9 protein-coding genes and 2 pseudogenes are annotated in these 13,398 nt (G+C 73.8%); 4 read left to right on the plus strand and 7 right to left on the minus strand.

All coding sequences use genetic code 11. The features are described from left to right. The 3 genes and pseudogenes from ettA to K7B10_RS26125 form a co-directional block, all read left to right on the plus strand. A pseudogene (gene ettA / locus K7B10_RS26115) lies at positions 1–1,305 on the plus strand (energy-dependent translational throttle protein EttA); the annotation flags it as partial. A gap of 150 nt (positions 1,306–1,455) precedes the next feature. Beyond that, positions 1,456–1,887, plus strand: coding sequence for an acyl-CoA thioesterase (locus tag K7B10_RS26120; protein WP_229345419.1), 432 nt, complete (start codon positions 1,456–1,458; stop codon positions 1,885–1,887). Further along, positions 1,884–2,606, plus strand: a complete 723-nt coding sequence (locus K7B10_RS26125; protein WP_229339625.1) for a DUF8010 domain-containing protein — start codon at positions 1,884–1,886, stop codon at positions 2,604–2,606. Before K7B10_RS26120 ends, K7B10_RS26125 begins: the two co-directional genes overlap by 4 nt. A 74-nt stretch (positions 2,607–2,680) precedes the next feature. Here the strand turns inward: K7B10_RS26125 and K7B10_RS26130 are convergent, their stop codons facing one another. Next, the gene (locus K7B10_RS26130; RefSeq protein ID WP_229339627.1) at positions 2,681–3,085 is read right to left on the minus strand and encodes a globin; all 405 of its coding nucleotides are present in this window, start codon (positions 3,083–3,085) and stop codon (positions 2,681–2,683) included. A gap of 102 nt (positions 3,086–3,187) precedes the next feature. Between K7B10_RS26130 and K7B10_RS26135 the strand changes: the two genes are divergently transcribed. Then, on the plus strand, positions 3,188–4,213 hold the full coding sequence (locus K7B10_RS26135) for a methyltransferase domain-containing protein (protein ID WP_229339629.1): 1,026 nt from the start codon (positions 3,188–3,190) through the stop codon (positions 4,211–4,213). 36 nt (positions 4,214–4,249) lie between these two features. On the opposite strand, the gene K7B10_RS26140 is transcribed toward K7B10_RS26135, so the two are convergent. From K7B10_RS26140 to K7B10_RS26165, 6 genes and pseudogenes are all read right to left on the minus strand, one after another. Then, positions 4,250–5,317, minus strand: a complete 1,068-nt coding sequence (locus tag K7B10_RS26140) for an FHA domain-containing protein (protein ID WP_229339631.1) — start codon at positions 5,315–5,317, stop codon at positions 4,250–4,252. 63 nt (positions 5,318–5,380) lie between these two features. Continuing rightward, positions 5,381–6,703, minus strand: a complete 1,323-nt coding sequence (locus K7B10_RS26145; protein WP_229339633.1) for a vWA domain-containing protein — start codon at positions 6,701–6,703, stop codon at positions 5,381–5,383. 42 nt (positions 6,704–6,745) lie between these two features. Beyond that, a complete protein-coding gene (locus K7B10_RS26150; protein ID WP_229339635.1) occupies positions 6,746–8,290 on the minus strand; it encodes a PP2C family protein-serine/threonine phosphatase in 1,545 nt (514 codons plus the stop codon). Positions 8,291–8,293: 3 nt separating this feature from the next. Beyond that, positions 8,294–11,085: pseudogene (locus K7B10_RS26155) on the minus strand (serine/threonine-protein kinase). Continuing rightward, positions 11,082–12,350 carry a hypothetical protein gene (locus K7B10_RS26160; RefSeq protein ID WP_229339637.1) on the minus strand — a complete coding sequence of 423 codons (1,269 nt, stop codon included), beginning with the start codon at positions 12,348–12,350 and terminating at the stop codon, positions 11,082–11,084. The pseudogene K7B10_RS26155 and the gene K7B10_RS26160 overlap by 4 nt, the downstream one beginning before the upstream one ends. A gap of 71 nt (positions 12,351–12,421) precedes the next feature. After that, complete coding sequence (locus K7B10_RS26165) at positions 12,422–13,366, minus strand: glutamate ABC transporter substrate-binding protein (RefSeq protein ID WP_372481565.1); 945 nt, start codon at positions 13,364–13,366, stop codon at positions 12,422–12,424. Positions 13,367–13,398 lie beyond the last annotated feature (32 nt).

Below are 13,398 nucleotides of genomic sequence, written 5' to 3' on the forward strand. Positions count from 1 at the left end.
GACGAGATGGGCAAGCTGCAGGAGGACCTGGACCACGCCAACGCGTGGGACCTGGACGCCCAGCTGGAGCAGGCCATGGACGCGCTGGGCTGCCCGCCCGGCGACTGGCCGGTCACCACCCTCTCCGGTGGCGAGAAGCGCCGCGTGGCGCTGTGCAAGCTGCTGATCGAGGCCCCGGACCTGCTCCTCCTCGACGAGCCCACCAACCACCTCGACGCCGAGTCGGTGAACTGGCTGGAGCAGCACCTCTCCAAGTACGCGGGGTGCGTCGTCGCGGTGACCCACGACCGGTACTTCCTGAACAACGTCGCCGAGTGGATCCTCGAGCTCGACCGCGGCCGGGCGATCTCGTACGAGGGCAACTACTCCACCTACCTGGAGAAGAAGCAGGCGCGCCTGAAGGTCGAGGGCCGCAAGGACGAGAAGCGGCAGAAGCGGCTCAAGGAAGAGCTGGAGTGGGTCCGCTCCAACGCCAAGGGCCGCCAGACCAAGTCCAAGGCCCGTCTCGCCCGCTACGAGGAGATGGCAGCCGAAGCGGACAAGATGCGCAAGCTGGACTTCGAGGAGATCCAGATCCCGCCGGGCCCGCGTCTGGGCTCGATCGTGGTCGAGGTCAACAACCTCTCCAAGGCGTTCGGCGACAAGGTCCTCATCGACGACCTGTCCTTCACCCTGCCGCGCAACGGCATCGTGGGCATCATCGGCCCCAACGGCGCCGGCAAGACCACGCTGTTCAAGATGATCCAGGGCCTGGAGACGCCGGACTCCGGCGCCATCAAGGTCGGCGAGACCGTCAAGATCAGCTACGTCGACCAGTCCCGCGCCAACATCGACCCCAAGAAGACCCTCTGGGCCGTCGTCTCGGACGAGCTGGACTACATCAACGTCGGCCAGGTCGAGATGCCCTCCCGCGCCTACGTGTCCGCCTTCGGCTTCAAGGGCCCCGACCAGCAGAAGCCGGCCGGCGTCCTGTCCGGCGGTGAGCGCAACCGCCTCAACCTGGCGCTGACCCTCAAGGAGGGCGGCAACCTGCTCCTCCTCGACGAGCCCACCAACGACCTCGACGTCGAGACCCTGTCCTCGCTCGAGAACGCGCTCCTCGAATTCCCCGGCGCGGCCGTGGTCATCTCCCACGACCGCTGGTTCCTCGACCGGGTCGCCACCCACATCCTCGCCTACGAGGGCGAGTCCAAGTGGTACTGGTTCGAAGGCAACTTCGAATCCTACGAAAAGAACAAGATCGAGCGCCTTGGTGCGGACGCGGCCCGCCCGCACCGCGCCACCTACAAGAAGCTCACTTCGAAGGCAACTTCGAATCCTACGAAAAGAACAAGATCGAGCGCCTTGGTGCGGACGCGGCCCGCCCGCACCGCGCCACCTACAAGAAGCTCACGCGAGGCTGAGGCCGGAACCATGGCCAGACACCATTACCGGTGCCCCCTGCGCTGGGCGGACATGGACGCCTTCGGGCACGTCAACAACGTCGTCTTCCTCCGCTATCTGGAGGAGGCGCGGATCGACTTCATGTTCCGCCTCGCGCCGGGTGAGGGCAGCGAGTCCTTCACGGGCGGCTCCGTCGTGGCCCGCCACGAGATCGACTACAAGCTGCCCCTCGTCCACCGTCACGAGCCCGTCCTCATCGAGTCCTGGGTGACCCGGATCGGCGCGGCGTCCCTGACCATCCGCTATGAGGTCAAGGACGAGGCCACCGAGGACGCACCCGAGACGGTGTACGTGCGCGCCGAGACGGTGGTCGTGCCGTACAACCTCGCCGAGGGTCGGCCCCGCCGCATCACGGCCGAGGAGAGGCGCTTCCTGGAGGAGTACCTCGACGAGCCGGCCGGCAAGCCGAAGGCCAAGGCCGCCGAAGGGCGCCTGGCGGCATGACCGAGCAGTTGCGCTTCGCCGATTCCGGGGAGGCGGCGGACCTCGCCGCCTTCCTGGGCCGGCTGGTGCACTACGACCGCGCCGCCGCGGTCCGCCTGCAGGCGCAGGCGGGCGGCGGCGCGCTCGCCGTTTTCGGGCGGCCGGCCTCCTTCGAGGTGCTGGCCATCCGCACGGTGCGCCTCGCCGTGCCCGTCACCCACCCGCTCGACGTGACCGTCTCCGCCGGCGAACTGCTGGAGTCCGTGGACGAGGCCGCCGCGACCGCCGCCGTCCCCGCGGCGGTCACCGGCCCGCCGTGGACCGGGGTGCTCCCGCCCCGCGGCGGCTGGCACCGGCTGCCCGGGCTGCCCGGTCCGGAGGCGATACGAGAAGCCCTGAGCGCGTCCGTCGCCGAGTTCCGGGCCCGTGACGGGGCCCTGCCCCCGCAGCACCGGACCCGGTCCGAGCGGGACCGCATCGGCCGCGAGATCTGGTCCCGGACGCTGGGCGACACGGAGCTCCCGTTGCGGGCCGTGCACGCCGCGCAGTCCTTGGGCTTCCTGAGGCCGGTCCGGTCGGCCGTGACGAGCGGGGCCGGTGCCCCCGGCACCGCACCCGACCCGGTGGCCCTGCTCGGTTCCGGCGGCTGGCTCCGGCTGCGCACCCCGTACGGCTCGATCGCGATGCGCCGCCCCGGCGGCACCGGGGGCCTCGGCGCCCTCCAGGTGCGGCCGGTCTAGGGTCTGTCCGGCGGATCAGGTCGGGTAGGGGGTCCGGCCCCGCACCGGCCCTCCGCTTGCGGTTCCCGTACGGGCTACCCGGCGGTGTTGATCATCGAGGCGGCGGCGTACGTCAGGTAACGCCACAGCTGCGCCTCCAGCTCCGGAGTCAGCCCCAGCTCGTCCACCGCCACGCGCATGTGCCCCAGCCACGCGTCGTGCGCCGCCGCATCCACCTGGAACGGGGCGTGCCGCATCCGCAGGCGCGGGTGGCCGCGGTTCTCGCTGTACGTGTTGGGGCCGCCCCAGTACTGCATCAGGAACAGGGCGAACCGCTCCTCGGCCGGGCCGAGGTCCCCCTCCGGGTACATCGGGCGCAGCAGCGGGTCCTCCGCGACCCCTTCGTAGAAGCGCCGCACCAGACGGCGGAAGGTCTCCTCGCCGCCCACCTGCTCGTAGAACGTCTGCTCCTGAACCGTGCCCCGCGGAATCTCATTCACCCGACCATCGTCTCAGACGCCCGGACGGAGGACGGAGGTCTTAGGACCACCGTTCGCCGACCCCCGTTCGCCTCCCGGGCCCGCTCGCAGGACAGTGGAGCCATGGGTGCACACGCCGCTCACTCCGCACGTCCCGCACACCCCCCGCACGCCCCGCACGCCGCGCACGCCGAGGCGCGCGACCTGCGGGACGCCGCCCACGCCGCGCAGGTGCGGGAGCTGACCGCCGCCGGGGTCCTGGAGGATCCCGCCTGGCGGGCCGCCTTCGCGGCGGTGCCCCGGCACGTCTTCGTCCCGTACTTCTTCACCGGCCGCGGGGCCGGCCACGAGCGGCTGTGGGGCGAGGACCCGGACCCGGCCCACCGGGCCCGCTGGCTGCGCGGGGTCTACACGGACGCCCCGCTCGCCACCCGGCTGCGCGACGGCGAGCTGCTCTCCTCCAGCAGCCAGCCTTCCCTGATGGCGAAGATGCTGGATGCGCTGGACGTCCGCGACGGGGACGACGTACTGGAGATCGGCACGGGCACCGGCTACAACGCCGCGCTGCTCAGCCACCGGCTCGGCGAGGAGCACGTCACCACGGTCGACCTGGACGAGGAGATCACCGAGTCCGCGAGGGCCCACCTGGCCCTGCTCGGCCACCGGCCGACCGTGGTCACCGGCGACGGTGCGCGCGGCTGCCCCTCACGGGCCCCCTTCGACCGGATCCTGGTGACCTGCACGCTGCCGCTGATCCCGCACGCCTGGCTCGGCCAGTGCCGCCCCGGAGCGCGCATCCTGGCCCCGCTGTCGACCGGGCTGATCGCGCTGACGGTCCGGGACGCCGATTTCGCGGAAGGCCGCTTCCTGCACACCTCGGCGTACTTCGTCCCGCTGCGCGGGGCCACGGCCTCGCCGACCGCGCCCGGGCTGCCGTACGGGCTCCCGTACGAGCTGGTGGAGAACGAGCGGTTCCAGTTCATGCTCGTACTGACGGCGGGCGTGCTGCATCCGCGCGAGGCCCTGGACCTGTGGCGCGGCGAGGGCCGGCCGGGCCGCGAGCGGTTCGGGGTGACGGTCACCGCCGAGGGGCAGTGGTCCTGGCTCGACGACCCCCAGGGCCCGTACGTATGGCCCCTGGGGGAGTGAGGGAGTCGCTACCCGCGGTGTGTCATCCGCGGTGTGTCACCCGCGGCGGATCGTGATCGTCGTCCAGGCGCCCACGTGGACCCGGTCGCCGTCGGTGAGGGGCACCGGGACGTAGGGCTGGATCGGTTCCTCACCACCGTTGATGGTGGTGCCGTTGGTGGAGTTCTGGTCCACGACCGCCCAGCTGAGGTCCGGCTGCTGGACGAGCACCGCGTGCTGGTGCGAGACGCCCGGGTCCTCCGGGGGCACCGACAGGTCGATGTCCGGGGACTCGCCCGTGGAGGCGCGGCGGCGGCCGATGGTGATCTGGCCGCCAGAGAGCGGAAGATGCTGCTCCGGGGAGTACGCGGGCAGGTTGAGCGCCGCGGCCTCGGGGCCGCTGCGCTGCATCATCGCCATGAAGTACGAGCGGTCGGGGCCGATCGTCGCGCTCCAGGCGCCGCCGGTGCTCTGGGGCGGGAAGGGCTGCTGGTGCTGGCTCTGTTGCTGCTGGGCCTGCGGCGCCTGCTGGTACTCGTGCGGCTGCTGCTGGTACTCCGGCTGCTGGTACTCCCGGAGCGGCGGCGGGGGCTGCTGCACGTACTGCGGCTGCTGAGGGGCCTGCGGCTGGTGAGGGGCCTGGGGCTGGTGCTGCTCGTGCGCCGGCGGCGGCAGCAGCCAGTCGTCCTCGCGCTGCAGCGGCTCGGCCGGCCGGTTGACCCGGGACGGCCGCGAGCCCTGGTACTCGAAGTGGTCCTGGGAGAACGGAGCCGAGGTGGGCACCTGCGGTGCGGGCGGCGGCGGAGGAGGAGGCGGGACGGCCCCGGCGGCGTTCCCGCCCGCGGCTCCCGCGTCCGTGCCCGGCGCCGAGAGCGGCGTGTACGAGGTCGCCGAGCGCGTCAGGAAGTTGTACCGGCACTCCTCGCAGAACGGGGCCATCGCCTCGCGCGGGGTCCGGCACTGCGGGCAGAGCTCCGCCTGGGCGGTCGGCTCACCGGTGCTGGGAGGGTAGCCGTAGCCGTAGGAGGGCGCCGCGGGCGCGCCCGTGGCGGCAGCCATGCGGTGGCCACAGACCTCGCACCAGTCGTCGGAGGCGGACTGGTGCCCGTTCGGGCAGGTCGGCATGGCGGCTCTTCCCCCTTCGGCCTGCGTCATCACGGCAGGTCTTCTCAGGTCTCTCGGACGGTCTCAGGACTTCTTCACACGGACGGTCTGGATCGAACGCGTTTCGAGGGTCATCTCGTCGGCATCCGCGACCTTCGCCTTCAGCCGCACAGTACCCGCCGCCGCATCGACGACATCCACCACCTTCGCGAGCAGTTTGGCCGTGTCCGCGTTTCCGGAGGCACTGGCCAGTTGGACGGCACGGCCGAGCTTGGCCGTGGCGCCGTCGACATCGCCCAGTTTGCGCGCTTCCAACCCCTGTTGGATAGCCTTCGCGAGTTCTGCCTGTCCCGTGTAGTGGGCGACCTGCGGATTGATGGCGGTGGAAGCGGCCAGGTCGTCCGTCCACACCGCCCGTACGAGCCCCTGCGCGAGCGTGGCCGGCGGCTCGCCCGGCGCGCCGGGAAGCAGCAGCGTGGCCCGGGCGGCCAGCATCTCCTGGCCGACGGACGCGGCCGGGACCCGGACGCACACGTGGTACTCGCGGGACTCGTCGCCCCAGGACCCGGTCGGGTAGTCGCCGGCGCGCGGGCCCGCCTCGGTGCGGCGGTCGCTGAGGTCCTGCACGGTGGGCGCGACCTGCTTGACGTACTGGACCTCCACGCCGACCGGGGTCCAGAGGCGCAGCGCGACGTCCGCGACCTCCTTGCCCATGACGTTCTCCATCATGAGCGTGAAGTCCTCGGTGAGGTGGGCCGGATCGGCCACGATGTCGGCCGAGCCGAGGAGCGCGCTCGCGATGCCGGTGACCTCCTTGACCTCCCAGTCGGTCCCCACCCCGCGGGCGTCGCAGGTGAAGCGGCCCGCGCAGGCCTCCAGGGTGGCGCGCAGGACGGCCGGGTCCTCGTGCTCGTTGCGGCCGTCGGTGAGCAGGATGCCGTGCCGGATGGCGGCGGAGGACTGGCGCAGCAGGCCGTCGGCGAGGCGCAGCCAGGTGCCGATGGCGGTACCGCCGCCGGCGCCCAGGCCCCGCAGGGCCTCCTTGGCCTGGGCGCGGGTGGCCGGGTCGGCGACGGCCAGGCGGCCCTGGCCCGGGTAGACCTCCTTCGCCACGTGCGTACCGGCGATGACGGCGAAGGCGGTGCCGTCGCGCAGGGTGTCGATCGCGGCGGCGGTGGCCTCGCGGGCTCCGCGCATCTTGTCCGGCGGGTACTCCATGGACCCCGAGCAGTCCACCATGATCACGACGGCGGCCGAGCCCCGGGCGGCCGCCCGGGTGGCGGCGGCGCCGCCCGTGGACGTGACCGTGACGATGGCGTGGACGTCCCGTCCGCCCTCGGGGAGGAACTCGTTCTGGTACACCTCCACGCTGAAGCGCGGGGCGCTCGGCTTGGCGAAGTTCGCCATCGGCTGGACTCCTAGGAGAGGACGGGGGTGCGGGCGGATGGATCAGGCCTGAGGGCGTGCTTCCGGTTCCACTTGGCCTTCCGGTTCCGATTCCGCCCGCGCGACCGCCGCTGTCGCGGTCGTCGTCGCTCCCGGACCGGCCGGGGCGGCGAACGGGACGACGGCCACCGTGACGTTGTCGTGGCCGCCCCCGTCGAGGGCGTGCCCCACCAGGACCTGCGCGCTGTGCAGGGGGCGGGTGGCGGCGTCGACGGGCAGCACCTGGGCCATGTCCTGCGCGGACTCGGCGTAGTTCCACAGGCCGTCGGTGCAGACGACCACCACGCCCGCGTGGTCCGGCTTGAAGCTGGCGGTGTGCGGCTCCAGGTCGTACGCGTCGGCTCCCAGCCAGCCGGTGATGGCGTGGGCGCGGACGTCGGCGTAGGCCTCGGCCTCGCCCATCAGCCCGGCCGCGACCATCTGGGCCGCCCAGGAGTCGTCCTCGGTGAGGCGGCGCGGCAGCGCGTCCCGGTCGTCCGGGACCCAGTACGCGCGGCTGTCGCCGACCCAGCCGACGGTCAGCAGGTCGCCGCTGACGACGGCGCCGACCAGGGTGCAGGCGGGGGCGTTCTGCGCGCCCGGGACCTCCGGGGCCAAGGCGTTCACGGCGGCGGCCGCGGCCAGGATGGCGTCGTGCATGGCCTCCTGGGGATGGGCGCCGCGGGGGAGGGCTTCGAGCAGGGCCTCGTTGGCGGCGCCGGCCGCGGCGGCGGATGCCTCATCGGGGCGGCTGGCGGAGGAGACGCCGTCGCAGACGATGGCCACGGTGGCGGCCGATCCGTCGGGCAGGGCCGTGGCCGCGACCGCGAACGAGTCCTCGTTGCGGTGGTGGCGCAGCCCGCGGTCGCTGACGGCGGCGACGCTGCCGAGCTCCTCCTCCAGGTGGTCCCGCTCGCGGGGCTGGGCGTGCCCGCAGTGCTCGCAGTACCCGTCGGTGTCGACCCGTCCGGCCCGGCAGGCCACGCAGGTCTTCCCGCCGTCGCCGGCCGCGGGACCGCTCGCCTGCGGGGTGCCGGAGGCGTACGGGTCCTCGTGCCCGGGCCCGGCGCCGCCGTACGGGGCTTCGGGCGCGCCCCAGGGCGTCCCCTCGGGCGGGGTGGGGGTGCTGCCGGGGCCGCCGGGCCGGTCGTGGCGGATCTCGCCGCCGCCGTACGCCGGATCGGGCGCGCCGTACGAGGAGCCCTGCGGAGGTACGGGGGCCGGTGCCGGGGCGGGGGCCGGGGCGGGCGCCGGGTCCGGCCCGGGCCGGACCGCCGACTCGGCGGAGGCCGGCTCCGCCTGCGCCGACCACCCGGCGGCGTCCCCGACCAGCGTCGGCGCCGCACCGGCCGCGACACTGCCCCAGCCGGGCGCGGGCTCCGCGAGGACGTAGCCCCCCGTCGGGCCGGCCGGCGGGGCCGGGAGCGTCGGGATCGGGAGGGTCGGATCGTCCCGGAACGCGGGAGGGGGCGCGGCGGACACGGGAGAGCCGCAGACGCCGCAGAAACGGTCACCCTCCTCAAGGGGCTCCGCGCAGCTGGGGCAGCCAGACGGCCGATGCATCGACATCACTCACACCCACGTCCGGGGACGGAAACGGTTTGCCCGCTCCACCAGTTCGATCCTGTCCTCGCCCCGCTGCGCCAGCCGCGCGAGCACGCGGTACGAGCGCTCCAGGCCGAAGCGCAGGCCCCGCTCGTCCAGTTGACTGCCGAGCAGCGAGGTCCGGCCGGGGTCGGAACCCCGGCTACCCGACAGTACCCAGTCCAGGGCCGAGCCCAGAACCTCGGTCGACAACCGTTCGTGCCGCACCGCGTCCAGCCCGAACCGCTCCAGGGCCTCCACCTGCGCGGCAGCCGCCGCCAGATCCGGAAGCAGGGCCTCCTCGGGAGACCGGTCGCGCAGGCGTGCCCGTACCGCCGCCACCCGTGCGGCGGTGTAGTGGATCGATGCCTCCGGCACGGACTCCAGGGTGTGCACCGCCCCGGGCCGGTCGCCCGCGGCGAGTTGGACGCGCGCAAGCCCGAACGCCGCGCTGACGAACCCCGGGTCGGTGATCCAGACGAGCCGGTAGTACTCGGCGGCGTTGTCCAACTGCCCCAGGATCTCCGCGCACAGGCCGAGCGCCAGCTTCGGCGCGGGCTCGCCCGGGAAGGCGTCGTAGATGGCGTCGAACGACAGGGCCGCTATCTCGTCGTCACCGGTGGCCAGCGAGGCGATCCCGCGCGCCCACACCACCCGCCAGTCGTCCGGGTACCGGCCTTCCAGATCGGCCAGGGCGGCTCCGGCCGCGGCGAGTTCGCCGAGCTCCAGGCGGGCCCGCAGCTCGCGCAGCCGCAGCTCGGCCGAGTCGGCGGGCGCCGAGCGCAGGGCGCCCAGCAGGTCGCCCGGGGCGGAGGCCAGCAGTCCGGCCAGGAACCCGGCGTTGGGGTCGGCCGAGTCCACCAGCGGCACCGGCAGGGCCAGCGCCATGTCCCGGGCCTCCAGCGCGGCCAGTTCGGTGCCGCGTACGCCCGGCCCGGACACCGGCACCGGAACCGCGGCAGCCCCCGCCGGCGCCTGCCGGGGAGCCGGCACCGGGGCCCGCCGCGCGGCCGCGCCGACCGCCGCGCGGCCGCGCCGACCCGGTGCGTCGCCGTGGTGCCGAGCGGCGCCGAGAGGGCCGCCGCCCCCGCGGTCCCGGAAGGGGCGCCCGCCCCACCCGAAACCGCCGCGGGAGCTCCGGCCGCGGCTGCGGCCGGAGCCGGCAGGATCGCCGACCGCCCGGGCCGTCGCACGATCCTGCGCCCGCCCGCCGCGGGACCCGGCACCGCCCGCGCCCCCAGCCGGGACACCTCGGCTCCGGCCGCGTCGGCGAAGAGCCGGGTGTCCGGAACCCGCAGCTCCGGCCCGAAGAGCGTCGAGAGCTGGGGCCGCGGCCGGCCCGTCTGCAGCGCGACGACCTCCCGCAGCACGCCCGTCAGCTGGTCCGCCATCTCCTGCGCGGAGGAGAACCGCCGGTCGGGATCCGGATCGGTGGCCCGGACCAGCAGCCGGTAGAAGGACTCGTACCGCCCGAACACCTCGATGTGCTCCGGGTCCGGCAGCGCATCCACGAACACGTTCGTGTAGCCCTGGAAGTCGAAGGTCAGGACGGCCAGCGTCCGCGCCACCGTGTACAGGTCGGAGGCGACCGAGGGGCCGAGCTCGGCCACCTCCGGCGCCTGGTAGCCCACGGTGCCGTAGATGGCCGACTCGTCGTCGTCCATCCGGCGCACCGCGCCCATGTCGATCAGCTTCAGCTGGTCCTGCTGCTGGATCGCGTTGTCCACCTTGAAGTCGCAGTACAGCAGGTTCCTGCTGTGCAGGTGTCCGAGCGCCTCCAGCGCCTCGATCCCGTACGCACAGGCCTGCTCCACCGGCAGCGGATCGCGCCGGCCGTCCGGCCGCCGCCGCTCGTTCGCTATCTCCTTCAGCGATTTGCCGCCCACGTACTCCATGACGATGTACCCGTCCAGCGAACCCGTCCGCTGGTCCAGGTGCTCCACGAAGTTGTAGATCCGCACGATGTTGGAGTGCTCGATCTCCGCGAGGAAGCGCCGCTCCGAGATCGCCGCGGCCATCGCGTCCTGGTCCCCGGTGTCCAGCAGACCCTTGAGCACCACCCACCGGTCCGAGACGGCCCGGTCCACCGCCAGGTACACCCAGCCGAGCCCGCCGTGCGCGAGGCAGCCCGCCACCTCGTACTGGCCGTGGACCACCTCACCCGCGCGCAGCTTGGGCACGAAGGAGTACGGGTGCCCGCACTTGGTGCAGAACCCCTCGGTCCGGCCCGGCCGGTCCCCGCGCGAGCGGCCCACCGGAGCCCCGCAGTCCGAGCGCGAGCAGAACCGCTTGCGCTCGGGCACCTCCGGGTTGTCCAGCACCGCCGCCGAGGGATCCGGACGCGGCACCTCCGGGATGTTGACCAGCCCGGCGCCCAGCCGGCTGCGCCCCGAGGGCCCGGCCGCCGAACCGGAACTGCGCACCGATACCGAGCGGCTGGACGCGGCCCCCGACAGGGCGCGCGAGAGCCGGCCCGACACCGAGCGGCGCGAGGAAGAGGAGCGCGAGGACCGCGAGGAGCGCGCGGAGGCCGACGTCGAGCCCGAACGGCCCGACCGCGCCGATCCGTGCGAACCCTGTGACCCGTGGGATCCCTGCGAGTCGGGGTACCGGGCCGCGCTCGTCATCCCCGTCGGCGGCGAGACCAGCTCCTCCGCACCCGCGGCGACGGAGCCGATCGGCGCCAGACCGCAGGTGTCGCAGTACAGCCCGCCGCCGCCCATGTCCTCGTACGACCCCGGGCAGCCGGGGCGAACACACGCGGTTCCGACCGGACTCATGCGTCCTCCTCCTTCCCCGGCCCGTCGGGCCGGTCCTGCGGCTGCGGCGGTGCCAGTGACTCGGCCGCCGCCCGTTGGTAGCGCAGCACGGCCTGCTCGGCGGCCCGCAGATCGCAGGGCGCGCTCCACAGCATCCGCCGGGCCGTGTCGTACCGCTCGATCAGCAGCGGATCCTCCGCCATGCCGTGCCGGGCCACCTTCGCCTTGTACGCGTCGAGCCGCCCGCGCAGCTCCGCCCGTACCGCCAGGGGCGCCGTCACGGCCGTCAACGATTCGCGGGCCCGGCGCAGTTCCTCCTCGGCCCGCTCCTCCAGCGATTCCAGCAGCGGCGAGAGCCGGTGCCACTGGGCCCGGCGGCGGTACTCGGCCGCCGCGGCCAGCTGCTCCTGGAGCGCCGTCGGCGGCCCGCTCACCACCGGTACCTCCGAAGCCGCGATCTTCGCCAGCACCTCGCCGCGGGCCGTCCGCGCCTCCGCCAGGGTCCGGTCGGCCCGCGAGAGCACGTCCCGCAGGCCGATCAGCCGCTGCTCCGCGTCCTGCCGCACGGCCAGGACCGCCTCGATCTCCCGCCGTACGTCCTCCAGCGCGACCGCGGCCCGGTCGTACCGGGTGGTGTCCGGACGGCCGCCGCCGGGCGCGGAACTGCCCGCCACCGGCTGCCAGAAGGCCAGCGGGTCCGCGATCACCTGCTCCCGCAGTCCGGTCAGCTCGGCGGTGATCGCCTCCAGGTCGTCGCCCGAGGGGTGCTCGCCCGGGCGGACCCCCACCGAGCGGGCCAGCGAGCGCGTGCGGTGCAGTTCGGCCGCGAGCAGGTCGATGCGGGCGGGCAGCGCCGACCACACCGAGTCGGCGGCCACCACCACGTCCAGGGAGCTCGCGTACAGCTCGTTCATCCGCGACACCAGCTCGGCGAGCGAGAGCCGCTCCGCGAGCGCCACACCCTCCGCCCCCGCCCCGGCGATCAGCACCCCGGGCCCGCGCAGCCGCTCGGTCAGCTCGATCAGCTCGTCGCGGCCGGGCCAGCGGCGCCGCTCGCGGATCTCCCGGGCGGCGCCCAGCGCCCCGCTGTAGGCGTCGAAGTACGTCCAGAGCCGGGTGATGGCGGCGTCGGCCGCCGCCCACCGCTCCTTGGTGAGACCGGTCAGCCCGGCCCCTTCCAGCAGCCGGCGCCCGGCGTGGTCCTGGAGGGCGAGCAGGGAGGTCTCGACGGCTTCGTGCTCCGCGCCGAGCCGCGCCAGGGCGCGGTCGACGTCGTCCCGGTCCATCACTGCCGACTGCGCCTCCACAAGCCCCGCCTCCGCTTCCCCGACATCGGGCTCCGACTCTGCCACCTGCCTCAGCCGTCCCGGTACTTCGGCGCGGGCGGTCCGGCCACGCCGGGCAGGACGGGTTTGAGGTGCGCCACGTACGCCTGCATCCAGGGGCTGCTGTCACCGCCGGCGCGGTAGTTCTCCAGCACCTTGTTGACCCGGCGCACCAGGTCGGAGGCGTCCTTGTTCATGGCCACCCCGTAGAACTCCCTGGTGAACGGGGAACCGACGAGGCGCACCGACGGGTCCTGCGCGGCCTGGCCGGCCGCGAGCGCGTTGTCCGTGATGATGCCGTCCACCTCGCCCAGCTGGAGCCGGACCAGGCAGTCCAGCTGGTTGGGCACGCTGACCGGCACCGAGCCGTACGGCTGGGCCTTGAGGGCCGCCTCGGCCGTGGAGCCGGCCGCGGTGCAGATGCGGCGGTCCTTCAGCGAGGCGTCGTACCCGGTGATCGGCGAGCCCTTGGGGGCCAGGACCTGCTGCCCGGCCTCGAAGTACGCAGTCGAGAAGGCGACGTCCTCCAGCCGCTTGCAGTTGATCGTCATGGTCCGTACGACGACGTCGACGCGCCCGTCCTGCAGCGCGGGGACGCGCTGGCTGGTGGGGATGGCCCGGTAGATGACCGCGTTCTCATCGCCCAGGATGTCCTTCGCGATGGCCTTGACCAGGGCGATGTCGAAGCCGTCGAGTCGGCCGTCGACCGGGTTGCGGTAGCCCCACTTGAAGCTGTTCTGGTCCACGCCCGCGACGAGCTTGCCCGCCTTGCGGATCCGCTCGATGGTCGGCCCGTCCACGCCGTTCGGGCGCAGGCTGGCCTCCGGTTCCTGGCAGGTGTCGGTGAGCGACCAGGGGGCCGGGGCGGCCGCCATGGAGGCCGGTTCGCGGACCACGGCCGAGTGGCCGCTCTCGGGGGCCGCCTGGGCCAGCGGCAGCAGGACGGCCGCGGCCGTCACCGCGCAGGCGGTGGCCATCGCGCTCACCCCGCCCCAGCCGCGCAGCCGCG

Origin of the sequence: Streptomyces flavotricini (assembly GCF_020639365.1) — a bacterium.
GTDB lineage: Bacteria > Actinomycetota > Actinomycetes > Streptomycetales > Streptomycetaceae > Streptomyces > Streptomyces flavotricini.